This window comes from Paenibacillus sp. EB106-06-01-XG199, from assembly GCF_058791575.1.
In genome coordinates this window covers 231,725-257,751 of record NZ_JBYTDQ010000002.1, presented here as the reverse complement: position 1 = coordinate 257,751, position 26,027 = coordinate 231,725, and the positions used below count along the sequence as shown (strand labels likewise).

Annotated in this window: 28 protein-coding genes; 22 read left to right on the top strand and 6 right to left on the bottom strand. The window is 47.4% G+C overall.

Annotated features, from left to right (window positions below):
• Positions 1-60 precede the first annotated feature (60 nt).
• The 9 genes from AC3WT9_RS06995 (at position 61) to AC3WT9_RS06955 (ending at position 9,759) form a co-directional block, all read left to right on the top strand.
• Positions 61-1,014: an alpha-E domain-containing protein gene (locus AC3WT9_RS06995; RefSeq protein ID WP_492407522.1), complete on the top strand. Its 954-nt coding sequence runs from the start codon at positions 61-63 to the stop codon at positions 1,012-1,014.
• Positions 1,011-1,877 carry a transglutaminase family protein gene (locus AC3WT9_RS06990; RefSeq protein WP_341092814.1) on the top strand — a complete coding sequence of 289 codons (867 nt, stop codon included), beginning with the start codon at positions 1,011-1,013 and terminating at the stop codon, positions 1,875-1,877. The genes AC3WT9_RS06995 and AC3WT9_RS06990 overlap by 4 nt, the downstream gene beginning before the upstream one ends.
• Positions 1,878-2,083: 206 nt before the next feature.
• A complete protein-coding gene (locus AC3WT9_RS06985) occupies positions 2,084-2,893 on the top strand; it encodes an SDR family oxidoreductase (protein ID WP_038591254.1) in 810 nt (269 codons plus the stop codon).
• A 398-nt stretch (positions 2,894-3,291) separates the two neighbouring features.
• A complete protein-coding gene (locus AC3WT9_RS06980) occupies positions 3,292-4,080 on the top strand; it encodes a DUF2087 domain-containing protein (RefSeq protein WP_492407580.1) in 789 nt (262 codons plus the stop codon).
• A gap of 49 nt (positions 4,081-4,129) precedes the next feature.
• Complete coding sequence (locus AC3WT9_RS06975; RefSeq protein ID WP_341092817.1) at positions 4,130-4,513, top strand: GIY-YIG nuclease family protein; 384 nt, start codon at positions 4,130-4,132, stop codon at positions 4,511-4,513.
• 71 nt (positions 4,514-4,584) lie between these two features.
• Entirely contained in the window at positions 4,585-4,977 is a 393-nt protein-coding gene (locus tag AC3WT9_RS06970) for a DnaJ family domain-containing protein (RefSeq protein ID WP_445745030.1), read from the top strand.
• 191 nt (positions 4,978-5,168) lie between these two features.
• Complete coding sequence (gene hrpB / locus AC3WT9_RS06965) at positions 5,169-7,658, top strand: ATP-dependent helicase HrpB (protein ID WP_341092819.1); 2,490 nt, start codon at positions 5,169-5,171, stop codon at positions 7,656-7,658.
• A 257-nt stretch (positions 7,659-7,915) separates the two neighbouring features.
• Complete coding sequence (locus AC3WT9_RS06960) at positions 7,916-8,491, top strand: general stress protein (protein ID WP_341092820.1); 576 nt, start codon at positions 7,916-7,918, stop codon at positions 8,489-8,491.
• 908 nt (positions 8,492-9,399) lie between these two features.
• Entirely contained in the window at positions 9,400-9,759 is a 360-nt protein-coding gene (locus tag AC3WT9_RS06955; RefSeq protein ID WP_020432045.1) for a replication termination protein, read from the top strand.
• A gap of 2 nt (positions 9,760-9,761) precedes the next feature.
• On the opposite strand, the gene AC3WT9_RS06950 is transcribed toward AC3WT9_RS06955, so the two are convergent.
• Positions 9,762-10,325 carry a TraR/DksA C4-type zinc finger protein gene (locus AC3WT9_RS06950; RefSeq protein WP_341092823.1) on the bottom strand — a complete coding sequence of 188 codons (564 nt, stop codon included), beginning with the start codon at positions 10,323-10,325 and terminating at the stop codon, positions 9,762-9,764.
• A 186-nt stretch (positions 10,326-10,511) separates the two neighbouring features.
• Here AC3WT9_RS06950 and AC3WT9_RS06945 point away from each other — a divergent pair, with 186 nt between their 5' ends.
• The 6 genes from AC3WT9_RS06945 to AC3WT9_RS06920 all read left to right on the top strand — a co-directional run bounded on the left by AC3WT9_RS06945 (position 10,512) and on the right by AC3WT9_RS06920 (position 17,224).
• Entirely contained in the window at positions 10,512-10,895 is a 384-nt protein-coding gene (locus AC3WT9_RS06945; protein ID WP_038591281.1) for a DivIVA domain-containing protein, read from the top strand.
• Positions 10,896-10,938: 43 nt separating this feature from the next.
• The gene (locus AC3WT9_RS06940) at positions 10,939-13,686 is read left to right on the top strand and encodes a CHASE3 domain-containing protein (protein ID WP_341092826.1); all 2,748 of its coding nucleotides are present in this window, start codon (positions 10,939-10,941) and stop codon (positions 13,684-13,686) included.
• Positions 13,687-13,897: 211 nt separating this feature from the next.
• Positions 13,898-14,764, top strand: coding sequence for a PRD domain-containing protein (locus tag AC3WT9_RS06935; protein WP_341378445.1), 867 nt, complete (start codon positions 13,898-13,900; stop codon positions 14,762-14,764).
• 22 nt (positions 14,765-14,786) lie between these two features.
• The gene (locus AC3WT9_RS06930) at positions 14,787-15,305 is read left to right on the top strand and encodes a PTS sugar transporter subunit IIA (protein WP_341378446.1); all 519 of its coding nucleotides are present in this window, start codon (positions 14,787-14,789) and stop codon (positions 15,303-15,305) included.
• A gap of 34 nt (positions 15,306-15,339) precedes the next feature.
• The gene (nagE, locus tag AC3WT9_RS06925) at positions 15,340-16,794 is read left to right on the top strand and encodes an N-acetylglucosamine-specific PTS transporter subunit IIBC (RefSeq protein WP_341092830.1); all 1,455 of its coding nucleotides are present in this window, start codon (positions 15,340-15,342) and stop codon (positions 16,792-16,794) included.
• 115 nt (positions 16,795-16,909) lie between these two features.
• Complete coding sequence (locus AC3WT9_RS06920; RefSeq protein WP_341092831.1) at positions 16,910-17,224, top strand: hypothetical protein; 315 nt, start codon at positions 16,910-16,912, stop codon at positions 17,222-17,224.
• Positions 17,225-17,421: 197 nt separating this feature from the next.
• On the opposite strand, the gene AC3WT9_RS06915 is transcribed toward AC3WT9_RS06920, so the two are convergent.
• From AC3WT9_RS06915 to AC3WT9_RS06905, 3 genes are all read right to left on the bottom strand, one after another.
• A complete protein-coding gene (locus AC3WT9_RS06915) occupies positions 17,422-17,604 on the bottom strand; it encodes an ImmA/IrrE family metallo-endopeptidase (RefSeq protein WP_492407579.1) in 183 nt (60 codons plus the stop codon).
• Positions 17,605-17,807: 203 nt separating this feature from the next.
• On the bottom strand, positions 17,808-18,440 hold the full coding sequence (locus tag AC3WT9_RS06910; protein WP_341092832.1) for a hypothetical protein: 633 nt from the start codon (positions 18,438-18,440) through the stop codon (positions 17,808-17,810).
• Between the two features lie 127 nt (positions 18,441-18,567).
• Positions 18,568-18,840 (bottom strand): helix-turn-helix domain-containing protein, encoded by a 273-nt coding sequence (locus AC3WT9_RS06905; protein ID WP_341378448.1) that lies wholly within the window; start codon positions 18,838-18,840, stop codon positions 18,568-18,570.
• Positions 18,841-19,000: 160 nt separating this feature from the next.
• Here AC3WT9_RS06905 and AC3WT9_RS06900 point away from each other — a divergent pair, with 160 nt between their 5' ends.
• Entirely contained in the window at positions 19,001-19,138 is a 138-nt protein-coding gene (locus AC3WT9_RS06900; RefSeq protein ID WP_445935334.1) for a hypothetical protein, read from the top strand.
• Between the two features lie 598 nt (positions 19,139-19,736).
• Here AC3WT9_RS06900 and AC3WT9_RS06895 read toward each other — a convergent pair.
• Positions 19,737-20,339, bottom strand: a complete 603-nt coding sequence (locus AC3WT9_RS06895) for an Ltp family lipoprotein (protein WP_341378449.1) — start codon at positions 20,337-20,339, stop codon at positions 19,737-19,739.
• 206 nt (positions 20,340-20,545) lie between these two features.
• Here AC3WT9_RS06895 and AC3WT9_RS06890 point away from each other — a divergent pair, with 206 nt between their 5' ends.
• From AC3WT9_RS06890 to AC3WT9_RS06870, 5 genes are all read left to right on the top strand, one after another.
• The gene (locus AC3WT9_RS06890; protein WP_492407521.1) at positions 20,546-20,821 is read left to right on the top strand and encodes a hypothetical protein; all 276 of its coding nucleotides are present in this window, start codon (positions 20,546-20,548) and stop codon (positions 20,819-20,821) included.
• A gap of 146 nt (positions 20,822-20,967) precedes the next feature.
• A complete protein-coding gene (locus tag AC3WT9_RS06885; RefSeq protein ID WP_341378452.1) occupies positions 20,968-21,492 on the top strand; it encodes a sigma-70 family RNA polymerase sigma factor in 525 nt (174 codons plus the stop codon).
• Between the two features lie 52 nt (positions 21,493-21,544).
• Positions 21,545-22,666, top strand: a complete 1,122-nt coding sequence (locus AC3WT9_RS06880; protein WP_341378453.1) for a hypothetical protein — start codon at positions 21,545-21,547, stop codon at positions 22,664-22,666.
• Entirely contained in the window at positions 22,663-23,652 is a 990-nt protein-coding gene (locus AC3WT9_RS06875) for an ABC transporter ATP-binding protein (protein ID WP_341378454.1), read from the top strand. The genes AC3WT9_RS06880 and AC3WT9_RS06875 overlap by 4 nt, the downstream gene beginning before the upstream one ends.
• A complete protein-coding gene (locus AC3WT9_RS06870; RefSeq protein WP_341378455.1) occupies positions 23,649-24,536 on the top strand; it encodes an ABC transporter permease in 888 nt (295 codons plus the stop codon). The genes AC3WT9_RS06875 and AC3WT9_RS06870 overlap by 4 nt, the downstream gene beginning before the upstream one ends.
• A 95-nt stretch (positions 24,537-24,631) precedes the next feature.
• Here AC3WT9_RS06870 and catR read toward each other — a convergent pair whose 3' ends face one another.
• Positions 24,632-24,958, bottom strand: a complete 327-nt coding sequence (catR, locus tag AC3WT9_RS06865) for a catDE operon transcriptional regulator CatR (protein ID WP_038591312.1) — start codon at positions 24,956-24,958, stop codon at positions 24,632-24,634.
• Between the two features lie 166 nt (positions 24,959-25,124).
• Between catR and AC3WT9_RS06860 the strand changes: the two genes are divergently transcribed.
• The gene (locus tag AC3WT9_RS06860; protein ID WP_076109261.1) at positions 25,125-25,907 is read left to right on the top strand and encodes a GTP cyclohydrolase II; all 783 of its coding nucleotides are present in this window, start codon (positions 25,125-25,127) and stop codon (positions 25,905-25,907) included.
• Positions 25,908-26,027 lie beyond the last annotated feature (120 nt).

The following is a 26,027-nucleotide window of genomic DNA, read 5'->3' as shown; positions in this document are numbered from 1 at the left end:
GCATATGGCTTCTGGAGCATAAAATGCCGAATCACTATGTTAGATGAGGGAGTGGCGAAGATGCTGAACCGTAATGCGGAGGCTTTGTTTTGGATTGGCCGGTATATTGAACGGGCAGAGAATCATGCGCGGCTTATCGATGTGCATTATCATATTCAACAGGAAGCGGACTTCCAGGCGGAAGGGAATAAATGGTCAAGGCTGATTGATGCGCTCGGTGTCAGAAATGAATACCTGCGGCAATTTGACAGCTTTTCGGAACAGGATGTGTTGTCCTTCATTACGCTGGATCTGGGCAATTCCAATTCGTTATTCTCTTGTGTTCATCAAGCGCGCAACAATTTGCGCACTCTGCGTCAGCATTTGCCAAGCGAGCTGTGGGATATAGCCAACGGTTTTAATCTGTGGCTCGCAGAGCAGTCGGTAGCGGATATTATGCGGGGTCCGCATCATTTCTATCAGCAGGTCAAAGAGCGGGCGGCGATGTTCCTCGGGGCAGAGATGTCTGTCATGCTGAGGGGGAATGAATGGCATTTTATTGAGAGCGGCCGCTTTCTGGAACGGGCAGAGAACACGACGCGGATTCTGCAGGCGGTCACTGTACAGTGCAAGTCTAAGGATATTAACGCGATTTATACCCAGCTTCAGGCGGTGCTGAAATCCGTGAGCGGATATCAATCCTTCCGAAGGTATTATGCAGATGCCATGTCACCGGAGAGTATTCTGGAGTTCCTCATTGTGAATGCCTCTTTTCCCCGTTCGATCCGCTTTTCATTCCATAAATTAGAGGAGCATTTAGCTAAACTCGAGCTGGATACTTCTGAGAAGGGCTCCGGGCATGAGAAAGTCATTCGCCAGGCCGGAAAGATCAAAGCAGAGCTGGATTATATGGAAAAAGAAGAAATGTCCGGTGATCTCGTCGAGGATGTACGGCATTCGCTGATGTTATCATGCCAGAGACTGGGGAAAACGATGGAAGGCGCCTTTTTTCGCCGCGAAGGAGTGCGGATATGAAAATTCAGATCCATCATACGACCACCTACAGCTATCCCGAGCCGGTTACGGACAGTGTCAATGAAATCAGGCTGACGCCGCGCACGAATTACCGCCAGTCCTGCTACCATCATGAGGTTGAGGTGTTTCCCCCCGCCAATTTGCTGACTTACGAGGATTTCTTCGGCAACCGGGTTCATGCTTATTCCGTGAATAAGCCGCATACGGAGATGGTCATCCATACAAAGGCGACCGTAGTGACTTTAGATAAAGCACAGGGTAACGATCTGCCGCATCTTCCGCTGGAAGAGCAGGTGAGACTGCTCAATGATGAGAAATTCCAGAACCGCTATGTTGAGTTCATCTTGCCGACACGTTATACGGAAGTGACTCCTGAGCTGGTTGAATTTGCTTCACAGCATCCCTTTGACGAAGCCGATGATATGTACGAGTGGACCAAAAAGCTGTCTTCGACCATCTACGAGCAATTTACGTATGATCCCGAGGCAACCAGTGTGAACACGACTGTGAAAAAAGCATTAAAGCTGAAGCGCGGCGTCTGCCAGGATTACGCACACTTGATGATTGCAGTCTGCCGCAGTGTCGGTCTGCCTTCCAGATATGTTAGCGGGTATCATTTTGTCGGTGATTTGCAGGGAGCCAATGCCAATTTCGAGCAGGCTTCGCATGCCTGGGTAGAGACGCATATTCCCGGCACGGGCTGGCTTGGTTTTGATCCCACCAATAATGCGGAAGTAAGCTGGCGTTATATCAAACTTGGGCATGGCCGTGATTACAAGGATATTGTACCGGTCAAAGGTGTCTACCGCGGAGTATCGGGCACGCTCACCGTGAAGGTGGATGTCCGTCAGCTGGGAAACTAAATGTGCAGAATCCAGGCCCCACATTGTGGGGCTTAGTTTTATATCTAATTGAGACAACCGGGTCATATCCTCTTGTTTTGTGCATTTTTAGTGCAACTTGCTGCTGGTTTGCACAAATTTTGCATAACCTGATTATAATCAAGGCCGATTTGGGTAATCTTGAAACAGAGCCACTTAGATGGACGAATCGGAAGGAGAGTGTACATATGAGCCCAAATATAGCTAAAAAGCAGCGTTTTCTTGGAAAAACAGCCATAATCACAGGTGCGGGCTCGGGAATCGGCAGAGCGACGGCGATTCAAATGGCGCGCGAAGGGGCAAATGTAGCCTTGTTTGATCTGGTGAATGAGCGTACTTCGATCCTGGAGCAGAAGCTGAACAAGCTCCGCAAGGATTGTGCACTGGCCATTGACGTAGACACCTCGGATGAGGAACGGATGAAAGAAGCAGTGCGCAGGACTGTTGAGCATTTCGGAGGTCTTGATGTTGTGTTCGCCAATGCTGGAATCAACGGAGCAGTGGGTCCGATTGAGGAACTCAGCCTTAGTGATTGGGAACGTACTATATCGGTCAATCTGACCGGAACCTTCCTGACGCTGAAGTACAGTATTCCCCATCTGAAGGATAAAGGGAAAGGCAGCATCATTATCACCAGCTCGATTAACGGCAACAGCAGATTCGCCAGCTTCGGCTGGTCCCCATACAGCACAACTAAAGCCGGTCAGGTAGCCTTTGCCAAGATGGCGGCACTGGAGCTGGCCAAATTCAAAATCCGGGTCAATGTAATCTGTCCGGGGGCGATCTCCACCAATATTGATGAGAGCACGGAATTTAATGAGGATATGGAAGCTATCGTGATTCCAATTGAATTTCCGGAAGGGGCACAGCCACTCGCAGATGGACCGGGCAAGCCGGAAAATGTAGCGGATCTGGTTGCTTTCCTGGCCTCGGATGAATCCATTCATATAACGGGTGCGCAGATTGTGATCGACGGTGCAGAATCCCTGTTGTCCTAACCCATAACGCAGCGGGTGATAAATCATCTGCTTCCCAGCAAACAGCCTTAAACGGTGATCAGATCAATGATCAGGGTTGAGGCTGTTTGCTGTATTTTTCTTGTTGTAAAACTTACAGGTTATGGTCCATGCCTGGATTGACCCGGACTCATAAGTAATATTATGCTATACGGTTGATTATGAGCTGCTGGGTGCATTGCTGAAACAAGCCTCGGCTACACTCTAGGGTATTTCATAGAATCGGATGCTGATCAATAAGAGGAATGAAGCACTGCCGAAAGGTGGTGTTTTTTATTTTTTCACAAGAATAAAAACTAAACAATCTAATTAGATGGTTGTAAAATAACAAACAAAATGATAATATGTCTATATTATATAAAGTGGATTGGGTGATTGAGTTGCCGGAAGGAAAGGGTTCAGTCAGTATTTCGGAAAAATTCTGGAATGCCTCGATTGAGGAGCTAAAGCAAGGTTATATTTATGAGACGCGAGACCGTTCGGGAATCTATACCTGTCTGGTATGCGGTGAAGAATATGAGAAGGGTATTATCTATAAGGTTGACAACCATTACTATGAGGCAGAGAAGTATGCTGCGCTTCATGTGGCCAATGTTCATGGCACCATGTTTAATTGGCTGCTCGGAATGGATAAGAAGCTTATAGGGCTGACGGATCTGCAGAAAGGGCTGCTGCTTGCATTTCATCAGAGCCTAAGTGACGGAGAGGTCGCCAAGGAGCTTGGAATCGGCAGTACTTCCACGGTGCGGAATCACCGGTTCACACTGCGTGAGAAGGTCAAGCAAGCCAAATTGTTTCTTGCCGTCATGGAGCTGGCTGAGGAGAAACCGGGTGTTTCTTCACCATTTGTAAGTATCCCGCGCTCGACTTCCATGGTCGATGAACGTTTTGCTATTACGGAAGAGGAGAATGCTGAGATCCTTGGGACTTATTTTAAGGAGGGACTGGATGGCCCGTTATCCGAATTTCCCAAGAAGCAGAAGCGGAAAGCCGCCATTCTTCGCCAGCTGATTAAGAGGTTTGCCGCCGGCCGCAAATACAGTGAGAAAGAGGTTAACGCCATTCTGGGTGAAGCCTTCCCCGATCATGTCACACTGCGGCGCTATCTGATTGATTATGGCCTGCTGGACCGCGAGGATGACGGCAGCAGCTACTGGGTTAAATTATAGAGCCTGTGCCCCGGGACAGAGCTTATTATTGAAGGAGAGATCAGGAATAATGGAAAAAGCAAGACGCAAAGAACTGGCCTATGATTATGCCCACTCTCATCGGCCGATGGGTGTATACCGGATTGTGAATACGAAGAACGATAAGTCTTTTGTAGGCAGCAGCCTTAACCTGGAAGGCGTATGGAATAAGCATAAATTTATGCTCGATATTAACAGCCATGACAATAAATCGCTGATGGCCGACTGGGTAGCGTACGGGGAAGAGTCCTTCCGTTTTGAGATTCTGGAACAAATCAAACCGGAGGAGGATTTTGTGGCATCCGTGTCCGAGCTGGCCAAATACAGAAAGCAGCTTCCTGAGCTGGAGAGCAAATGGATGGATCAGCTGTCTCCCTACGGAGACCGTGGTTATCATAAACCGAAGCAGAAATGAAATGACGTAGCGCCTGTGTTAAAATAAGAAGCAAAACGGGTTGTGAACACAAGGAGCGGTACGATATGGGCATGCTGTCATGGCTGGCGGAGCAGCGGATTCAGGAAGCGATGCGGAGCGGGGAATTCAAGGATCTTCCCGGGTCTGGAAAGCCGCTGGAGCTGGAGGACTTGTCGGGGGTTCCTGAGGAACTGCGGATGTCATTCAAGATTATGAAAAATGCCGGACTGCTGCCGGAAGAGGTCACACTGCGTAAGGAATGTGTAACCCTTGAGGAACTGCTGGCAGCATGCCGCAATAGCGGGGATACTGGTTCCGGTGAGCAGAAAACGCTGGAGAACAAGCTCTCCATAAAGAGACTTCGGCTGCAGGAACTGCTGAGGCAGCGGGGGCTGGAGAGCAGCAGCTCCATTCTGGAATACGGCGATAAAATTCGTCAGAAGCTGCTGAGTGAAGAAGAATAAGTCTGCGCCCGGAGGGGCGCAGGCTTATTTTGTTGTCTTTCGGCATATCTGTATCCGGTTGGGAGAGTTCGAATGCAACTTTATGAAGCATCTTGAAATTTAAGATCGTTTCGCCCATGATGATTAGGCAGGATAGATGCAATATGCGCTGCCAATTATACCAAGTTAATCACAGATTATGGAGAGAAAAGATGAAACAGCTTCCTATTATGCAGGTGCTTCCTGACCTGAAATTGATACTGAATAAGAAAAAAGCAGCTGTACTTATTGCCGAACCCGGTGCGGGGAAGACGACCGGAACCCCTCCGGCTTTTTTGGAGGAGCCTTGGATGTCTGGCAAGAGTATTCTAATGCTGGAGCCCAGAAGGCTTGCAGCCCGTTCAGCGGCTGTCTATATGGCAGCCTGCCTTGGAGAGAGTGTGGGACAGACGGTAGGCTACCGGATGCGTATGGACAGCAAGGTTGGCAAAAACACACGGATTGTTGTTGTGACCGAAGGTGTGCTGACTAGAATGCTGCAAAGCGATCCTTCGCTTGGCGATGTTGGACTTATTATTTTTGATGAATTTCATGAGCGCAGTTTACATGCTGACCTCGGGCTGGCACTGACGCTGGAGGCCCAGTCTGTGCTGCGTGAAGATCTGCGTATTCTCATAATGTCGGCTACACTGGATGGAGAACGGGTGTCGGCGCTGCTTGGCGGAGCGCCGGTAGTGGATTGTCCCGGCCGCACCTATCCGGTGGAGACGATTTATGTTCCGGGATCAGGCACCACGCAACTGGAGCTTGCTGCGGCTGCGGCAGTCCGCCGGGCCCTGGATGAGCAGCCCGGTGATGTACTGGTGTTCCTGCCCGGCGAACGGGAGATCCGCCGTACGGAACGTGAGCTGCAGAGCGGGGCGCTTCCCCAAGGGACGGTGCTGCGGCTGCTTTATGGCCAGCTCCCACAGGCCATGCAGGATGCGGCAGTGGCTCCAGCCGTGCCGGGTGAGCGCAAGGTTGTATTGGCGACTTCCATCGCCGAAACAAGCTTGACCATCGAAGGGGTGCGCACGGTGATTGACACCGGACAGCGACGTACGCAGGTATTCTCTCCGCGCACCGGCATGCCGCGGTTGACAACAGTGCCGGTCTCGAAGGCATCGGCTGACCAACGCCGTGGCCGTGCCGGGCGGACTGCTCCGGGAGTCTGCTACCGGCTGTGGAGCAGCGAGGAGCATCTACGTCTTCCGGACGACAACGTACCGGAAATCATGGAAACCGACCTGGCGCAGCTCGCGCTGGAGCTGGCGCTGTGGGGCGTACGCGATCCTGCCGCGCTGCCCTGGCTGGACGCGCCGCCCGCCGCGCCTTACGCGCAGGGCGCTGCGCTGCTGCGCCAGCTCGGCGCGCTGGATGCCAGCGGCGCCATCACGCCGCACGGCCGCAGCATGGCCGCGCTTGGCGCGCACCCGCGTGCCGCGCATATGCTGCTGCGCGCGGCAGAGCTTGGCGCCGCGCCGCTCGCCTGCCGGCTGGCGGCGCTGCTGCAGGAGCGGGACCTCTTCAAGGGTCCCGCCGCTGCGGACAGCGACCTCACGCTGCGCGTGGAGGCGCTGCTTAGGTTCGAGCGCTCCGCCGAGACGGGCGGAGCGGACCCGGCGATCTTGCGCGCGGTGCAGCGCGAGAGCCGGAATCTCCTGGCGCAGCTGCAAGCCGCGCCGGAAGTGCCCCGAGACAGCAGCGCCACAGGGCTGCTGCTGTCGTTCGCCTATCCCGACCGGGTCGGGCAGAAACGCGGCGATGGCGCGTTTCTGCTGGCCGGCGGCCGGGGGGCGGCGATGCGGGAAGGGCAGCCCCTGTCGCGTTCGCCCTATATTGTTGCAGCCGGCGTGGACGACCGCGCCGGACAGGGGCGGATCATGCTGGCCGCAGATCTGCCTGAAGAAGAGCTGTTCCGTCATCATGCGGGCAGTTTTACTGAGGAACGGGAGGTTTACTGGGACAAAGAGAGCGGAAGCGTCAAGGCGCGCCGGCGTACGCTGCTGGGCGCTCTGGTATTGAAAGAGACCTCGCATGAGCGGCCTACGGCAGAAGAGACGGAGGATGTCCTGCTGGGGGTGATATCCGCAGAAGGTCTGGAGCTATTGCCTTGGGATAAAGGAACAGTGCAGTTGCGGCAGCGGATGGCTTTCATGCATGGACTGCGGACGGATTGGCCTGATGTGGCGGATGAAGCCTTGCTTGGCTCGCTGGATGAATGGCTGAGGCCCTTCATCCAAGGCATGCGCAACCTGCGTGATCTTCAGCGTCTTCCCTTAAGCCGGGCGCTTGAAGGAATGCTGGACTGGAACAGCAGACAGAAGCTTGACAAGGAAGCTCCGACACATATCTCGGTGCCCAGCGGATCTCGGATACCACTGGATTACAGCAATCCTGGCGCGCCTGTACTGGCAGTAAGGCTTCAGGAGATGTTCGGGCAGGTAGATACACCGAGAATCGGCATGGGGCAAGTTCCTGTACTGCTGCACCTGCTGTCACCGGCGAGACGGCCGATGCAGGTCACCTCCGATCTGGCGAGCTTTTGGCGCAGTACCTATTTCGAGGTTAAGAAGGATCTCAAAGGCAGATATCCCAAGCATTATTGGCCGGATGATCCGCTGCAGGCGGCGCCTACAAACCGGACCCGTCCGGTTAAATAGGGACGATGAATCGTCCCACACGGATACACCCGGTTAAATAGGGACGATGTATCGTCTCACACGGATACACCCTGTCAAATAAGAACGATGAATCGACCTGCACGGATGCAGCTTGTTGATTAGGGACGCCTATTGTACGCAGAATAACAAAACTATGAATTTTCAGGGAATTGTGAAGTCTTGCTCCTGTAAACTGTTTGGTTCAGCCGCTAAAGGGTAATAATGTAGCGAACCACAATTACGAAGGAGGGCTTCAAGTGACTAACAAAATTGTAGGAGTTTTCGATACGGAACAAGAAGCGACCAGAGCAATTGAAGGGCTTCAAAGTCGAGGAGTCAGCAATGACGAGATCTCAGTAATCACAAGAGACCGCGATGAATTAAGAAGTATTTCTGATGATACAGGCACGATGGCTCCCGAAGGGGTAGCGACAGGCGCGGCTACAGGTGGTGTGGTAGGCGGAATTACCGGGTTGCTCGCAGGAATCGGGGCATTGGCCATTCCGGGGATTGGTCCCATTCTGGCGGCTGGACCTATTGTAGCAACACTCACTGGAGCAGCTATTGGTGCAGGTGCCGGTGGTCTGGTAGGCGGATTGATTGGTCTCGGTATTCCTGAGGATGAAGCTAAGGAATATGAAGGATATGTCGACAGCGGCAAAATTCTTGTTCTCGTAGATGACAACGGCAGGGGCCGGGATATCCACCAGGTATTCAGCGGCAGCCAATCTCTGAATTCCAGTCGATACAATAACGTCTACAGCGATCCTACAGTGGATGGCACCTTGAACAACAGGGATACAACCGATACTTATAACCGTAACAGATTGTAAATAAAGTTAGATTGCAAGGGGCTTTATCAGTCTTCTTGACCCCATATTTGAACTAACAAAAACGGTTCTTCCGCTGACAAGCCGGAAGAACCGTTTTTTTATTGTATAGAAGATCATGCATTGTGAAAGTTGTGGATCACTCGAAAATTTGATGAGCCACATGCGCGGCTACTTGATCGCATAAAAGCGTCGAAACTTTGTCAGTATGCTGCACAGAAAGCACATTAGAAATCGGTGCGACAGTTATGGATGAAATGAGAGGCACATATGCATCTGAATTTGCTGCACATGGGCTAAATGGCGGAATTAGAGGCATATATGCATCTGAATTTGCCGCACATGGGCTAAATGACGGAATGAGAGGCATAAACTGCTTTTGAATTCGCCACACACTCGCTAATGCGGAATCCAGAAGTTACACAACAATATAGTTCAATCTAGTACACCTATTTAAGTCAACCATTTCACACTAACCTCAAATAAGCATGCCCATTTGAGGTTAGTGTGATTTTCATTTTGTTCCACCTACTTCCCAATCTGTTCCACCTTGTCGCAACTCTATTCCCTAGCTGTTTTCTTCTCTTCGCCTAAGGGTTCTTGAACACGGCGGCAGCGCACCATCCATCACAGCAACTACTATAACCCTAATTTCAACATATGAAAAATTCACAATAGAAAAACCATAAAAATCACTCACCCACATTTCAGCGAGAATAACCACCATTTTGTCTTCACTTATGTCATTAAACAAGGAAAAAGTAAACCCCAAGCAAGCAGGGGCTTCAGGTTGTGAAAATTGGTAAATAGTGCTTTACTAGAGTTATATACGATAGAGTGTTTAATAGAGTTTCCTGAAGAGGTTTGTAAAAATACAAGTAAAGTCATTCCACTACAAGGAGGGGTTGCCGATGGCATTTATGATTGCCCAGCGGGCTTTTATTAAAGTATATCTGATTACGATGGTAGAACAGCACAAGGGATACGGTTATCAAATGCTGGAGGATTTGCGGAGAGATTTCAAAGCTCATGGCTATTCTCCTCCCCAAAGTGAAATCTACCGTGCGCTCCATGAACTGGTGCAGCAAGGAATACTTTACCGCACTAAACAGTTGAAGGGGAATGATCCTAAGGTCGATTTCCAGGAAATTGTCTTATATCATTTCACGGCCGATGGGGAGGAAAAAGCCAGGCTCTATAAGAAGCAGGTGAAGACAGATCTTGACCGCTGCCTCGGTATATTAAACAAGGCGGTAGCGGATAATTTCTAAAGTCAGGAATCCTCTTTTTCTGCATCCTGCCCGGGAGGTGTGACCGGAGAGCTGGCGCTGCCGTAGTCCTCAACGGAATCCCAGGCCCCGGCATCATCAAATCTTCCGCTATGCTCCTGTCGTCCCTCGCCTGCCCCGGCAGGAGGAGGTGTCATTACCTGTTCTTCTACGGGACGGTCGCTTGAGAGCTCTCTGCCGGGAGAGTATTCTACGGCATAGGCTGTGTAAGGAATGGCCTCTAAACGTTCATAAGGGATGTTTTGTTTGCTGGCGGTGCAGACACCGTAGGTCCCATCCTTCATTCGCTGCAGCGCTGCTTCTATCTCTTCTAATTCTTCTGTAAGAGCTTTGTTAATACCCAAATCTCTGCTTCTTTCGAAGGTCTCTGTGCCTGTGTCAGCCGGATGGTTGTCGACGGAGGAGAGTTCACCGGTTGAGATTTTGAGCGAATCACCGAGCAGGCTGTTTTCTTCACCATTACTGGAGAAATGTTGTTCTAATTCTTCCTTGCGCTCTTCTAAAGCAGCTTTAAGTGTGGCCAGCTGCGAGTTACTTAAGTGGCCCATTATGTGATCTTCCTTTCTGCGAAAAGAGTAGTATTGCTGATGTATTCTTACCTTACCCTTTTCGCGGGGAGGGCAATCAATGAAGCTATGAAATCAGAACTGCAACTTTAGTGATATTTTCAGGTTGCACTCAGCCTGTTATAATGGTTACTGCCGGAGAACACAGATAACTTGGAGGTCACTTAAATGGATGAACATATGAAACGCCGATTGGACAAGCAGAGAAAGCTGTTCAGCCAGCTCGGCATTACACTTGATGCACTGACGATTCATGAGAAGGAATTTGGTATGAAGCTTCGTGGTTATGATGCGGAGGAAGTAGACACTTTTCTGGACAGCGTAATCAAGGATTACGAACGATTTTATGCGACGATTGCCGATTTGATGGATAAGTGGCAAGAACAGCAGATTGAATTACGCGAAATGAAAGCTGAGACCAAGGCGATTCCAGTTGCTCCTCCGATCGTTAGAGGAATTGATCCGAGAGAGTTGGAGGATGTTATCATCAAACTTGAAAACAATATCCGTCAATTAAAAGATAGACTGCCACAAAGTGAAGGCTACTTGTGACAATAAAAGTATATATCGGGATGCAAGATGGAGGTTGAAACCTTTGCCCAAGAAGCAAACTTGGAGCTTAAAGATCCGTGGCAAAATTGCGGTAGGCTATGTCTTGATTTTATTAATGCTAGGCCTTTTTCTGCTGATCGTATCCAGTAGAATTACCGATCTTGAGAAGGAAACAGTTTTCCTGAGTGACCATGATATAGAAGTGCACGAGCTTACATATCAAATTGAAAAAAATGTCTTGGATATGGAGACCGGACAAAGGGGATATGCGCTCACCGGAGACAATTCCTACCTGGTTCCATTTAATAGCGGCCTTGCAGCTTGGCAGATCAATCTTGCCAAGCTGAATGGTCTGATTGCAGACAATCCGGACCAGCTGCGGAATTTAGGCGTTATTAAAGAAAATATTCAATTATGGATTGATCTGGCCGGACAGCCAGTAGTAGATCTAAAGCGGAATGGTGAGGATCAAGCCATAGCTAAGTTTTTTCGTAATGATACCGGCAAATCGGTTATTGACTCGATCCGCTCGCAGTCCGACTATTTCCGGGATAACGAGCGGAAGCTAACCAATGAACGGATTTCGAATTTGAAGGAGAGCAATAGCAGACTTCTGATAACCATGTATATTCTATGGACACTGGTTGCGCTGCTAACGCTCTTGATTACGTATTTAATCTCTGCAAGTATTGTTAATCCGCTGCAGCATGTGATCCGGGCGATTAATGGGATCGCTGGAGGCGGCAGTATGTCTGAGCGGATAAAGGTAAAGACCATGGATGAAATCTATGATCTTGGTGAAGCTACAAATAGTCTGCTGGATACTGTGCAGCTGGAACAGTGGAGCAGTGAGCAGCAGACTGCCATGTCCGTAATTCTGCAGGAAGCTACAGATATTTATTTGTTATGCAGGTCTTTTATGAATAAACTGGCAACAACCCTTGAGATGCAATACGGTGCCATTTATGTTATGGATCATAAGGAACGTTATAAATGTATGTATTCCTATGCCGGTGCTGAGAAAACAGAATTCCCGTTTGCAGAAGATTCGATCTTACCCGGTGTGGGTCTTGTGGGACAATGTGCAGTAGATAAACGTATTAAAATAGTTGAAGATTTGCCGGAGAATTATATCAGCATTAATTCTGCCCTGGGCAGAACGGCTCCCCGCTTCGCAGTCATTGCACCGATTATATTTGAGAATAAAACTGTGGCTGTTTTAGAAGTAGCCTCATTGACCCAATGGGCATCGTATCACCATGAGCTTTTGTCCAAGCTTCTGGACATGATGGCGGTTTCTGTGAATTCAGTGATGACCCGTATGGAAATCCAGAAGCTGTACCATGATTCTCAGGTTATGAATGAAGAGCTGCAAGTTCAATCGGAAGAATTGCAGGTGCAATCTGAGGAATTGCAGGTGCAGACCGAAGAATTGCAAAATCAAACGAATGAATTGCTCACGGTCAACCGGGAACTGGAGAATCAGAAGGCCGTTGCAGAGAATGCCGCAGTGGAACTGGAAAGATATAATGAGCAGCTGGAGTTAAGCTCCCGCTATAAATCGGAATTTCTGGCGAATATGTCGCATGAGCTGCGTACTCCGCTGAATAGTATGCTTATCCTATCCCAACTGCTGGCCGAGAACCGCAATAATAACTTAAACGAGGAAGAACAAGGCTATGCTTCGGTCATTCACAATTCCGGCACTGATTTGCTGGTCATGATCAACGATATTCTCGATCTGTCCAAGGTTGAAGCCGGCAAAATGATGGTGGAAATGGATGCGGTTAATCTTACGGAGCTGCCTACATTGCTAAAGGGGTATTTTGGTAAAACCGCCGAACAACAGAGATTGGAGTTTTCTGTGAACATCGGTGGAGAGGTACCAGATCTTTTTTATACCGACGAAATGCGGCTGCATCAAATTCTGCGCAATCTGCTCTCCAATGCCTTTAAGTTTACGGAGGAAGGTTCCGTGCAAGTTGACATTACCCGGATCGAAGCTTATTCTGACCCGCAGTATAACCCAACTGAGCCAGTTTTGGCTTTCTCCGTCAAGGATACGGGAATCGGGATTTCGGAAGAGCATCGTGAGCTGATTTTTGAAGCTTTCATGCAGGCAGACGGTTCAACTGTACGCAAATTTGGGGGAACCGGATTGGGTCTGTCAATCTCCCTGCAGCTGGCCAGATTACTGGGCGGGTATATTTCACTGCAAAGCGAGCTGGGCCAAGGCAGCACCTTTACACTATTTCTTCCTTGCCGTTGCCTTGAAGCTGACATGGAGGATGGACTTCAGCCTCCGGGCTCCTGGTCATCCGTTGCGGCGGCACGGGAGCGGGAAGTCACTCAAAAGCCTGAGAAGGCCACTATAACTGTGGACACAAGTTTGTTTGAGAAACAATATGAGATGCTTCAAGGCAGGACTGTGCTGATTGTTGATGATGATCTTCGTAATATTTATGCTCTTAAGCAAGGGCTGGAGCCTTATCAGATGAATATCCTGACGGCACAGTCAGGCTTTGAGTGTTTACAGATTGTCAGGGAACAGGCAAATGTGGATATCGTACTGCTCGATATTATGATGCCGAATCTGGATGGTTATGATACTCTGTCTATCATCCGTGAAGAACTCCTGCTTCCGGATCTGCCGATTATTGCAATTTCAGCTAAAACTATGAAAGAGGACCGTGAGAAGTGCCTGGCGGCGGGCGCAACTGATTTCATAAGTAAACCCGTAGTAATGAAAGACGTGATTACCCGAATGTGCCGATGGATTACAGTTGAATAAGCTTAGGCTTATGAGTTTGCTTGACTTTTGAAAAATTACCATTGACGGCGATATGAACTATGATTTATGATAGGCTCATAAATGATCATTTATATGTAGTTGGCGTGTTACCGTAAAGGGCATGAGCCAAGGATTGTCTTCATTCATTTGAGACGGTTCTTGGCTTTTTTTGTTGCCTGTAGCTTGAATATTAGGGGGAGGAGGGGAGAACTTGTCACGGGAAATCGAACAATTTCAAGTGCAGCGTGTGATTGGGAATAACGTTGTAATGGTCCAGGGAGAAAAGAATGGCAAGGAGTATGTCATTATTGGCAAAGGCATCGGCTTTGCGGTGAAGGATGCCGGTGTGATTGAAAGCAACGATCACCGGATCGAAAAGCTGTTTCGCCTGGAAGACCGGGAAGAATGGAGCCAGTATCAAATACTGCTTGAGGACATTGATCCTAAAATAATGAAAATCACCGATGAGATTATCGGAGATATCACCTGTCAGTTTCCCGGCAAGTTAAACGACAAGATTTATTTGGCGCTCCCGAGTCACATCCAGTTTACCATCTACCGTCTGAGGGGCGGGATGGATATTATTAATCCTTTTTTACAGGAAACCAAAATGACTTTCCCGAAGGAATTTGAGATCGCTTTCAAAGCGGCAGAAAAAATCAGTGAAGAGTTTAAAATACAGATTCCTGAGGACGAAGTAGGGTTCCTCACCTATCATGTATACTCTGCTGTGAGCAATGTTCCGGTTGGACAGCTGGTGAAAGCCTCCAATATCGTGAATGAATTGATTGAGATGATCCGGGAGGAGCGGAAGATTACCTTTGAGCACGGCAGTATGAACCATGTCCGGTTGATGATTCATCTGCGTTTTTCGCTGGAACGGATACTGCAGGGATCCTTAATAGATAATCCCTTCGTGAAGCACATTAAGAAGGAGTATAAAGCGGAATATAAGCTGGCGCAGAAACTCGGGAAAGTAATGCAAAGTTCACTGGAAGTGGAAGTTCCTGATGAAGAATTATGTTTCCTGGCGATGCACTTGAACCGGCTATTCCAAACTTTAGAGAAGAACAAATAGCAGCTTGTGAGGAGTGGCGCGGATGTTTCCCAAATGGAAATCCAAAAAAGATGAGCAGCATGCTGAACAGATCATAGAAATTACAGCTCCTATTAGCGGGCAAGCGGTTCCTTTGATCCAGGTCCCTGATGATACCTTTGCCGGCGGACACATGGGCAGCGGAATTGCAATTGAACCTGCTGAGGGGAGGCTGAAGGCTCCGTTTGACGGTAAGATTGCCCATATCGTGAAATCGAATCACGCATTGATTCTTGAGCATCCGTCCGGATTACAGCTGCTGTTACATATCGGAATCGACACGGTCAGCCTGAAAGGCAACGGATTTGTCAGCCATGTTGTTACCGGAGACAGCGTAAAGGCAGGGCAGACCTTGATTGAATTTGATCTTAACGCTATACAGGCGGCAGGACTTGCAACAATCTCGCCGGTAATCGTAACGAGTATGGAGGAACATCTACCGGAAGTAGAGTGCCTCTATGGTGCAGTCACAGCGGGTACGAATATCGTTCTACGGGTGGCTTCAAAGCACTGGCATACTTGAGCAGAACCAATCATGAAACCAAGGGGATGATATTATGTTAGCTTTTTTACAAAAGTTAGGTAAGTCTCTGATGCTTCCGGTCGCAACATTGCCGGCAGCAGGGATTCTGCAAGGGTTAGCTTTGATTAATTACGAAAAAGATTGGCATCTGGGGGCTAATGTAGGCGGATTCCTGAATCAATATGTTGCTCCATTCCTGAATGCTGGCGCGGGCGCCATATTCAGCAATCTCGCTTTAATATTTGCCATCGGTGTGGCTATAGGGTTCGCCGGAGACGCTGTAGCGGCATTGTCTGCACTTATTTCATATCTGGTTCTCACCAAAGTTCTGGAAATAGTACCCTTGCAGTTCTCATTTATCAACGACAACGTTGTGCTGAATATGGGAGTGCTTGGAGGGATCTTCGCCGGTGCATGGGCGGCCTTCCTCTATAAAAAGTACCACAATATCAAGATGCCGGACTGGCTGGGATTCTTCGCAGGCAAACGTTTTGTGCCGATTGTGACTGCCGGTTCCATGATGGTGCTTGCCATATTCGTAGGTATGATCTGGAGTCCTATACAGGATGTAATCAGCGATTTCGGGAACTGGGTTGTGGGTCTCGGCGCGGTGGGCGCATTTATCTTCGGTACAGCCAACCGCTTGCTGATCCCTATCGGATTACACCACGTACTCAACACCATAGCCTGGTTTCAAATTGGTGACTTTACCAATGCAGCCGGTGAACTGGTACACGGGGACTTGACACGTTTCTTCGCCGGAGACAAAACTGCAGGTATGTTCATGACCGGGTTCTTCCCGATTATGATGTTTGCTCTGCCTGGTGCAGCCTTTGCTTTTATCCATACCGCAAAACCGGAGAAACGTAAACTGGTAGCCTCAATCTTCATTGGTTCCGCCATTGCTTCCTTTTTAACAGGTATTACCGAACCGCTTGAGTTTTCCTTTATGTTTGTTGCTCCGCTTTTATATCTGGTGCATGCCATTTTGACAGGATTATCAATGGCCCTGATGTACATCCTTGATGTTAAGATGGGCTTCGGGTTCTCCGCCGGTTTGATTGATTCCTTGCTGCACCTAAAGCTTACTACTAATGCATGGATGCTAATCCCGATCGGACTTGCGTTCTTCGCCTTCTATTATGTGCTCTTCCGCTTCATTATTGTGAAATTTAAGCTGAAGACGCCTGGGCGGGAAGATGAGACCGAGGATGAAATTGTGGAAGTGTCCGTTGGCGGGGCTTCGGCAGCCGTTTCTTCCCAAGCCGCAAAAATTCTGGAAAACATCGGCGGACCGTCCAACATTCGGAATATTGATGCCTGCATTACACGGCTGCGGTTAATCGTAAACGATGATAAGGCGGTAAAAGATGCTGCACTTAAACAGCTTGGCGCTTCAGGGGTTATGAGACTTGGTCAAGGTGCGGTGCAAATCGTATTTGGTCCAAAATCAGAACAGATTAAGGATGATATAAAGAAGCTTATGTAATAACTATCATGTGCGGGCATCTCTGATGTCCGCATTTTTTTTGTGAGGCGCCTCTTGTAATATATATAATACCGAGTATAATACTTGGTATAAAAGAAGTAAGGAGTCGGTACACATGTCAGTCAATGATTATCTGGATCTATATAACTACGCCAAAGCAATTAACGATGGACAGTGGCAGGCAGACATCATTGAGAAATTAAAGAACTTCAAGGAAGCTTCCGAAGAACGGGAAAGAGTGGAGCATGTCCAGGAACTCTGGAACCGGTTTGATCATATAAACCTGATGCTGATGGAATTGTTCGCCAAGTTGAGGGAACATGAGGATGCTGAGGACAGTTACCGGTGGAAAGAAAAGATTTGGGAGTTGAAGATGGAGCGGATTACACTGGCTAAGCAAATACAGGAGAGATATATCAAGATTAGATAACAGATGAATTGACACCATTAGTTGGTCATGCAAAATAATAAAAAAATGACATATTCGCTGCATCCGATAATTGAGTTTATTAAGGGTGAAGCGTAAGCCGTCATCATCGGTCAACACAAAGTTCCCTTCAACAGCTTCACTTTTACGCGTAGGTATTGGCATCTGCTCAAGCATGAAGAATGGGATAATAGCATACATCATAAATCATTTTCTTGGGCTTCGCGAAACATTTCCGGCATCCATCGTTGATCACCGGAGTAACGGATGACGTGGCAAAGCTCATGAAAGAATGTTTTTCGCTGTTCTATGTAGTTGTCTCGTCTGTCGATAAAAATAACCCTATTCTCATTCTCGCTAAATGGGCTATTGTCGTAATAAATGATGTCACTTCGAAGATCGCGGCAATCTTGTCTATATCAAGATCGATAGGTGCACATACACCATTTGACCTGTAGTGTTCCTCGATCCATTGTTCCAGAGGAGTTTTGAAGTAGTTGGAAAAATCATGTAATTACCTCGGATGAGTACGTATGTTCTATTTTGAGGTAAAGATAAAAGCCATTGCTGGCTTTATTAATATTTTTCATTCGCCCTTTAGTTTGAATACACCATCTGAATATGTACCTAATTCGTAATTTTGTATGCTGACGGTATGGGAAAGGCTTTTCCATTCAGGTAGGTAATCTATATAAATTTCACGAATTGATTCAAAATAAGTTTCTGTATCCTTCAATAAATCCTCAATCATTACTTTTAATTCTCTATCCGTTAAATCAAAATGCCCTTGCCCTTCATACTTCGCATCAATTAATGGTTGGGTTGATAAGTCAATATCAGATCCGCTGGTACCCATAGCTGAAAGAGTCTTCCGGAAAGTTATTTTATTGATTACAAAATTATCAGTAACGACACCATCTTCCATAGCATGTTGGAGAGCGTTAAAAACTAGCGCATTAATAAATTGTTTATTTGTTATATCTTGTGATTGAAAAGCTTGATTTTGGGTCTTAAATTCACTATCGGCTAATTCAAACTTGTTTGATAGTTCATTAAATTTTTCTTCTATAGAACGACTTTTCATAAAAGAGAAAATCGAAAAGGTGACAGAAGCTACAGTTATTAGAAGAAGCGTTGAAATGAGAAAAATCTTTGTTCCATTAGTAACTTGGCGTGGTTGTTGTTTCTGTAATAAAACGGGTTCGTTGGGTTGTTCCATAAAAATCTTCCTTAAATTATCCTCATCGGCTGAGGGATTTGCTTATTTTTTTGTGTCTTCTATTTCCTTAAGCATTCTTTCTTTATTCTTTCTATACTGCTTCAAAGCATCTTCCATTACTTGGATTTCAGCTTGAGAGTATTTTCTGGTCCACCATAAAAGGACATGTTTGTCTCAATAGAAGTTTTTTTGTCCGACGTCCCAGAATATTGTCTCCTGAAACTTCAAAAAAATCTGCAAATGCATTAATTTCAGTATCTTCAACAGGTCTCTTTCCAGATCCGATTCTAGAGAGAACACTGTTATTTATTCCGATCCTATCGGCAAGCTCAATTTGGCTTATTCCTCGAGCTTCTCTAAGTTTCTTAATTCGATCACCTGAAATAATACAAATTCTCATACCGCCCTTCTTTCTGTTTCAGCAATATGATTTTAGCATTTTTCTAAAATAGAAAAAAGAAGTTTGCTAAAATGGCAAAAAAGTAGCTGACTTCGCTAAAACAGCATTGTATATTTATCTCAACAATTTTTGCTAAATCAGCAAAGATTGGAGGTGCGAGATGGGATTGCTTGATTTGGAATATATAAAGAAACGTCGACAGGAGTTAGAACTTTCATTGCAAGAAATGGCGGAAACGCTGGGTTTTAAGAATGCTTTAACCTATATGAAGTATGAAGAGGGCTCATACGCTTTTTAAGCAAACCACTTGCCGATTTTAGCAAATAAGCTCAATTGCAGTATCGATAATTTTTTCTAATGAAATATTTGCTGAAATAGCAAATATAAATGGTATCTGCAGGAGCGCCGCATCGATACAGTATTTGAGGTCAAGCAGCCAGCGGTCTCTACGCTTACAGGCATTCTGGTTCTCCCCAGTCCCTTGCAGGCAGGTGACCGGCTCATTCTCCCGATTAACCGGACAACGTTATTACGTACACGGAAAGGATGTGGGCGGCAATGGCGGATGATAGTTTGTTTCCTGATCTGGACCTTGCGGACCTTGGCGAGGTCGAGCTTATGGAATCTGTTGTCTCCGCCAACAAATGGACTTATATGATTGATTACCGTAATCGGCGCGCTGTGCTTGATGATGCTGGCTATCCTAAAAAGACTTTAACGTGCAAGCGTATAGCTTCAGGCTTCGTCTCATATTATACGTTGTTAACTTCTGTCCTTTTTTCACCATTAAAAAATGCACCACTTAGATTTCATCAAATAAAACAGGGGTTTATTCCAATGTCTATTCTAAGGGGTGCACTTCAAACTGGTCGGCGGGCTTTTTTGCTTATTTTATCTTATTTTAAATTATCTATTGCGTATTTTGCTTCTTCTTTGGTAAATTTTTCTCCGTATTCTGAAATCAATTGATCGTAAATAGCCGAATCTGACATACTCATTTCTTCTGCATATAATTGTGCCTTTTTCAATGCATTTTCTTTCCAATCAAATACAATGTTATCAATGGCATATTTAGCGGCCTTTTTATCAAAATTCTCTCCATATTCAGAAGTCAACTGATCATAAACGCCTGTCTTTGACATATTCATATTTTCTGCATACATTTCCGCTTTCTTTAATGCCGCCTTGTATTCCCTAGGGATACTTTTCTCTTTTGCCTTGGCTTCAGCATCAGCAGCTTTTTTTGCTTCCTCGGCCTTTTTCTCCTCTTCAGCCTTCTTAGCCTTTTCCTCAGCGGCTTTCTTTTCTTCTTCACTCGAGGCAGATGGTTGACTTGTAGGTTCCGTCGTAGCCTCGGCTACAGCTGCTTTAGCGGGTTCTACAGTAGCTGAGGGCGATGGATCAGCAGAGTCTTTATCGTCACCCATACTCCCAATAACTCCAATCACAAGAATCATTACAACCCAAAACCACCATTTTTTATAAATCGGCTTTTTCATGTTGTTCCCCCTAATTCTGATAATAAATTACAAAAATAGTCTATCAGAAATGGGTAATATTTACTATGTATATTACAAAGGACATTATATATAAAGGCCAGCCATGCACGACCGACTCGTAGCGGGTTCCCGCGACTCACTCTCCAAAATCGGGGAGTGAGTTTCGGCCGGTTCCCTACCGGCCAGCAATGGCAGGGTATTTATTTGTGTTCAGGAAAATTTCCCCTATCGTCACATACATAATGTGGAAGGTTGAGGATTTTAGAAGGGAAGTTAAACGGCGAATAGATGAAGCGCGTAATGCCGGTGCGGAGTATGCAAATATTGTTTCTGGAGATATGTACCGAGAACTTGGTGGTTATCCTGGATCAAGTCATAGTATGCCTTTATGCTGCAAAGCAATGTATGATTATAAAAAGCCCATTGATATAACTTTGGAGGCGCCGCCTAAAGGGAAGGGAGCAACCCTCAAAATTCGTTAATTATTTGAAGATAGCAGCAGTTCCTTTTTTCATAAAAAGGGGCTGCTTTTTTTGTTTGTGGTAAGATGTTTTTGACGTTCTCTGATACAAAAAAGCTCCAGGCTTCGTCTTACTTATAGCTGCAGCTGATAAGGAGGATTAAAACAATGGATATTCCGGAATCTGATATATTCAAAGCTCTATTTTATGAACACTATCCTGTGGTACGGCGCAAACTTGCTGCTTTGGTACGTGATGAGACGGCAGCGGACGATTTAGCCCAGGATGTATTTTTAAGACTTTACCGCAATCCGCCGGATGACCCCGGAGCGCTCGGTGCCTGGCTGCATAGAGTGCTTACCCGGATCGGATATGATTATTTGAATAAAGTAGCCAGAGAACGGCGGCTGCAAAATAAGCAGGAGCTCCTCTTCGATATTGGGGCCTCGCCTCCTACAGGTGAAGAGGTGGTGCTCGCCAAGCTGGACCAGGAGGATGTCAGGACCTGGCTGGACAGCCTGCCGGACAGAGACAGACAGGCGCTGTTGCTGAGGTATTCGGGTTACAGCTACGCAGAGATCGCCGGAGAACTCGGTGTAAAGCCGCCGGTTGTCGGAACACTGCTAAGCAGGGCCACAACGAAGCTAAGGCAGCACGCGGTAGAGACGCTCCCACAGACGACTAGACCGTGAGGACAGCGGCGTTTGGAATTTTGCTTCATATATTACTTAGGAGGAACGAACAATGACTAATCCTATAAAACATGAATCAGATCAGCTGAACATGGATGAAGCTTGGGCCAGGCTGCAAGATAGCATTGCGCAGGAACCGGTAAATCCGGTATGGGCAGCATGGGGCCAACAATCAACAACACACAATGATCCCTTAATAAATGCTGCTTCTACAGCAGGTACAGCCGGCAGTAGGGATGCAATGACGCAGATAACAGGGCAGGCTGATTCTGCTACGGAAGGCAAGAAAACGGGAAGACGGACCCGGCGGCCTCAGATGAACCGCCGGCGGAAGTGGGCGGCAACAGCGGCCAGTGTAGCTATCTTCGCTGCTATTCTCGCCACTCCGGTAGGAAGCACGGCTATGGCAGCAATCCTGAACCAATTCCGGATGCAGGAACCAACAGTTGTGAATGAAAGCGATCTGCGGAATATCTTCAATCAGATTGCCGAGGGGGGAACTGTCGGCGAAGCTGCCAGTAAATTCGGAGCGGTTTCGAGTTCATCCGGAACCATCGATGGAGCGGTACCTATTAATGATTTGCAGAAAACGCTGGGGTACAGCGCAGTCAGCGGGGAAGGCTTTGACCAAGTCAAGTCTGCTTGGATTAGTCCTTCCCAGGAGATGACCCTTACGCTGAACGTCGACGCAGTTAACGAAGCGTTGCTGCGCCTGGGATCAGATCAATTGCTACCGGAATCTATAGATGGCAAGCCGATAACTCTGGCTATTCCTGAGATCGTCCACTACGACTTATCCACGGACAATCAGCATTGGGCGAGCTTTACTCAGATGAATACGCCAATAGTGACGGTAGATCCGTCTATAGACGTAGAAGAAGCCGTTAAGGCTGTCCTTGACTTTCCGCTTCTCCCGGATCATCTGAAATCCAGTTTGCAGCACAGCCGGATTCTATCCGGCGATATTCCATTGCCGCTGATTAAGGGGCAGTTCTCAGAAGAAATCACTATTGACGGGACAACGGTTATTTTTAATAAAAACGAATATAGCAGTGGAGCGCAATATAGTGCGACTTGGGTGAAGAACGGCCAGTTGTTCGAACTCTCTGGAGGAGAAGTGTATTCGGACAAAGATAAGTTTATGACGAAACTGCAGGAGCTGATCACTTCATGAGCTTTCCCGCAATAGAAGCCAACTCGTTGACCAAAGAATACAGCAACGGGCGCGGATGCCGGGATGTAACGATTCGTGTGGGGAAAGGGGAAGCCTTTGGCTTCCTCGGCCCCAACGGTGCCGGGAAAAGCACCTTTGTGAAGATGCTGGTTGGACTTATCCATCCTACAGGCGGAAGCGCCTCTTTGTTAGGACATAAAATTGGTACGATGGAAGCCAAGATGAAGATCGGTTATCTGCCGGAGCTGTACCGCTATCAGGAATGGCTGACCGGGGAAGAGGTCGTGCGGCTCCATGCCAGATTATGCCGGATTGATAAAACTGTGGCCGATCAAAGAATTCCTCAGCTGCTTAATGAGGTGGGGATTGGACAACGCGGACGGGACAGGGTCAAGCATTACTCCAAGGGAATGCAGCAGCGGCTGGGACTGGCTTGCGCGCTGGTGAACGAGCCGGAGATCGTTTTCCTGGATGAACCTTCATCTGCGCTCGACCCGATTGGACGCATGGAAGTCAGGGGTATTTTGGAGCGCTTGAAGGAGCGCGGGATCACTATTTTTCTCAACTCTCATCTGCTTGAGGATGTTGAGGTGCTGTGCGACCGGATGGCACTGCTGAATAACGGTCTTATCCTGCGGCACGGCACAGTATCAGAAATATTAAATAAGCGAACGAGCTGGCATTTTAAAGTGGGCGGCTTTTCGCCTTTTTTGCTGTCCTGGCTGAATGATTTTACCGGACTGTCCATCAACATCTCTTCGGGTGAAGACAAGCAGGAACGGGACTCCTTGCAGGGAACGGCTCCTGACAGTGGAATTGTATGGCTGGAAGCAGAGCTGGAAAGTGAAGAGCAGGTGGGCTGGCTGAATGCGGTTTTTATAGAACAGGGTTTGACTTTATATGAAGTGAAACGTAAAAAAGAGCGTCTGGAGGAATGGTTTATGGATGCGGTATCCGGACTGAGTCACAGGGGGGAGCGGGAATGAGAATTATACTCGGGATGACCTGGAAGGAAATGCTCCGCAAAAGGGTGATGATGCTGACCCTGGTGATGACAGTGATCTTCCTGTTTGCTTTCTGGTTTGTGGCCGGCACTATCGGAGGAGATCGACGTTTTGGCGGCGGGTCCGGGATCATGAATGGCAGTATTCTTATTGAACGGTTTACGAATGGGGCATTTATACTGACGTTAGGGTTTTTCTTCGGATCGTTTGTCATCGCTTTTCTGGCGATCTTCAGCTCCTTCTCGGCCATTGCCGGGGAAGCGGAGCAGGGAGTGATGCAGGCGATGCTGCCCAGACCGATTCCACGCTGGAAATGGTATCTCGGCCGCTGGCTTGGCTATGTCACGCTGGGATTACTCTACGCACTGATACTTTTCGCGGCTATTCTATTCATTACGAATGCCCATGCCGCAATACCTAGAGATATGACAGCCTTGGTTAAAGCCTTCCTGATTTTTGCTTCAAGTGTTCCGCTGTTGATCACATTGTCGATGCTGGGCTCGGGATTTTTTTCCGCGCTCGGGAACGGGGTATTTATGACGATGCTTTACGGTGCGGGCTTTCTGGGAGGCATGATTGATAAGGTGAGCTCATCGCTGGGCCTGGAAGGCGATGCGCTTCATATGCTAAACAATATGACAGGCTTCATGTCAATGCTCATGCCGGTTGATGGTTTGCAGCGCAAAATGACGGCAGTGCTGTTCAGTCTGGACGATCTTGGCGGTATGGTCTCGTTCAGTGGCAGCGCTTTTTCACTTCTTAATTTGAACTCAGTTCCCTCGAATTCATTTGTGGTCTACGCTGCGGTTTATACTGCTGCTCTTTTCACAATCGGCTTGCTGCGGTTTCAGCGGAAAGATTTATAAATACGGTGTTCCAGAAAATATGAACAACAATAAGCGCCCTTTTTATTCCGGCTGCCGGAACAAAAAAGGGCGCTATTGATGCTGCGGACCCCATATCATTTGGTTGCGCCGATCTCAATCCACTCTGTAGACCAGTTGCTGATTTCTCCAAGAATAGGAGCCAGGGCAGTGCCTTTGTCCGTCAGCGAATATTCAATGCGTACAGGCATTTCAGGATAAACTGTACGCGTGATAATGCCCTCATTTTCCATTTCCTTCAAGCGGTCAGACAAAACCTTTCCGCTGAGATTGGACAAGCAGCTCTCGATTTCACCAAACCGGCGAGGGCCATTCATTAATACAAATACGATCAGTGCAACCCAACGTTTGCTAAGCACATCTACTGCTTTTTCAAAGCGTGGACACATCTCGAAGTCATTCATTAAGATCACCTCTGCATTCATTATATCATAAACTTACAATAAGTAATCATAATTATTTAAATATATATTATAACTTGACGAAGTTATATTACAATGATAAACTAACTTACAAATAGTTACTCGAAGTTAAAATTAAAAATATTTAAAACTTTAGGACGGTGCACTTATGATTAAACCTGATATCCTTTCTATATTGCAGAATAAGATCAAACGGATAACGATGGATGATTCCACTAATATACTGGTCGGACCGATTACGCTGCCGGTGAATCTCGATGGAGAAACAGTCACTTTTAAATGGTACAGCTGGTTGAAATCGGATGACGTTGAATTGCAGGGCGGGGATTCTATAGAAGCAACTGAATTATTGATTTCCCGTTTGTCTTCCATGAATCTTGCTGATAGTCAGCAGTCCAGTGTACTCGTTTACGGTGATTTCGAAGACTCGGACGAAGCTTTGATCCGCATGCACAGCATCTGCCATACCGGCGATATTTTCGGCAGCAAGCGCTGTGATTGCGGCTTCCAGCTGCGCCAGTCGATGAAGATGATTGCCCAGCACGGCTCCGGTGCGTTGTTCTACCTGGCCAATCATGAAGGACGAGGCATTGGTCTGTTCAGCAAGGCAATGGCCTATATTCTTCAGGAAGAAGGTTATGATACTGTGGAAGCCAATCTGGAGCTTGGCTTTGCCGATGATTCCAGAGACTATAAGGATGCCATCAGCGTACTGCAGCATCTGCGCAGCAAACCGGTGACACTGATTACGAACAACCCTAAGAAGATGGACGCCTTGAAGGCTGCCGGCATGAACACGGTGAAAAGAATTCCGCTATGGGGTGACGTTTCCGTATTCAATGAGAAGTACCTGCGCACAAAGGTAACGCGGTCCGGCCACTTGGAAGCTGTGAAAAGTAACGATTTCTTTGAAGGCAGAGTCGCCAAATAATGCTGTTATCCAGCTACATTCCTGATTTCCCCGCAGAAACGGATGCCGTTTGTAAATGGACGGTATAACCGTTTCTGCTTATTTTACGATAAACGGGTAGTGCTTTTGTAATCCGTGCAT

What these genes read in the sequence shown, in the direction of transcription:
- AC3WT9_RS06950 (WP_341092823.1), bottom strand. Translation starts at nt 10,325, where the DNA reads ATGGGCCACTTAAGTAACTCGCAGCTGGCCACACTTAAAGCTGCTTTA.
- AC3WT9_RS06875 (WP_341378454.1), top strand. Translation starts at nt 22,663, where the DNA reads ATGAGCTTTCCCGCAATAGAAGCCAACTCGTTGACCAAAGAATACAGC.
- nagE (WP_341092830.1), top strand. Translation starts at nt 15,340, where the DNA reads ATGTTAGCTTTTTTACAAAAGTTAGGTAAGTCTCTGATGCTTCCGGTC.
- AC3WT9_RS06900 (WP_445935334.1), top strand. Translation starts at nt 19,001, where the DNA reads ATGGGATTGCTTGATTTGGAATATATAAAGAAACGTCGACAGGAGTTA.
- AC3WT9_RS06975 (WP_341092817.1), top strand. Translation starts at nt 4,130, where the DNA reads ATGGAAAAAGCAAGACGCAAAGAACTGGCCTATGATTATGCCCACTCT.
- AC3WT9_RS06945 (WP_038591281.1), top strand. Translation starts at nt 10,512, where the DNA reads ATGGATGAACATATGAAACGCCGATTGGACAAGCAGAGAAAGCTGTTC.
- AC3WT9_RS06985 (WP_038591254.1), top strand. Translation starts at nt 2,084, where the DNA reads ATGAGCCCAAATATAGCTAAAAAGCAGCGTTTTCTTGGAAAAACAGCC.
- AC3WT9_RS06955 (WP_020432045.1), top strand. Translation starts at nt 9,400, where the DNA reads ATGGCATTTATGATTGCCCAGCGGGCTTTTATTAAAGTATATCTGATT.
- AC3WT9_RS06895 (WP_341378449.1), bottom strand. Translation starts at nt 20,339, where the DNA reads ATGAAAAAGCCGATTTATAAAAAATGGTGGTTTTGGGTTGTAATGATT.
- catR (WP_038591312.1), bottom strand. Translation starts at nt 24,958, where the DNA reads ATGAATGACTTCGAGATGTGTCCACGCTTTGAAAAAGCAGTAGATGTG.
- AC3WT9_RS06870 (WP_341378455.1), top strand. Translation starts at nt 23,649, where the DNA reads ATGAGAATTATACTCGGGATGACCTGGAAGGAAATGCTCCGCAAAAGG.
- AC3WT9_RS06905 (WP_341378448.1), bottom strand. Translation starts at nt 18,840, where the DNA reads ATGAGAATTTGTATTATTTCAGGTGATCGAATTAAGAAACTTAGAGAA.
- AC3WT9_RS06860 (WP_076109261.1), top strand. Translation starts at nt 25,125, where the DNA reads ATGATTAAACCTGATATCCTTTCTATATTGCAGAATAAGATCAAACGG.
- AC3WT9_RS06885 (WP_341378452.1), top strand. Translation starts at nt 20,968, where the DNA reads ATGGATATTCCGGAATCTGATATATTCAAAGCTCTATTTTATGAACAC.
- AC3WT9_RS06880 (WP_341378453.1), top strand. Translation starts at nt 21,545, where the DNA reads ATGACTAATCCTATAAAACATGAATCAGATCAGCTGAACATGGATGAA.
- AC3WT9_RS06910 (WP_341092832.1), bottom strand. Translation starts at nt 18,440, where the DNA reads ATGGAACAACCCAACGAACCCGTTTTATTACAGAAACAACAACCACGC.
- AC3WT9_RS06930 (WP_341378446.1), top strand. Translation starts at nt 14,787, where the DNA reads ATGTTTCCCAAATGGAAATCCAAAAAAGATGAGCAGCATGCTGAACAG.
- AC3WT9_RS06970 (WP_445745030.1), top strand. Translation starts at nt 4,585, where the DNA reads ATGCTGTCATGGCTGGCGGAGCAGCGGATTCAGGAAGCGATGCGGAGC.
- hrpB (WP_341092819.1), top strand. Translation starts at nt 5,169, where the DNA reads ATGAAACAGCTTCCTATTATGCAGGTGCTTCCTGACCTGAAATTGATA.
- AC3WT9_RS06995 (WP_492407522.1), top strand. Translation starts at nt 61, where the DNA reads ATGCTGAACCGTAATGCGGAGGCTTTGTTTTGGATTGGCCGGTATATT.
- AC3WT9_RS06990 (WP_341092814.1), top strand. Translation starts at nt 1,011, where the DNA reads ATGAAAATTCAGATCCATCATACGACCACCTACAGCTATCCCGAGCCG.
- AC3WT9_RS06920 (WP_341092831.1), top strand. Translation starts at nt 16,910, where the DNA reads ATGTCAGTCAATGATTATCTGGATCTATATAACTACGCCAAAGCAATT.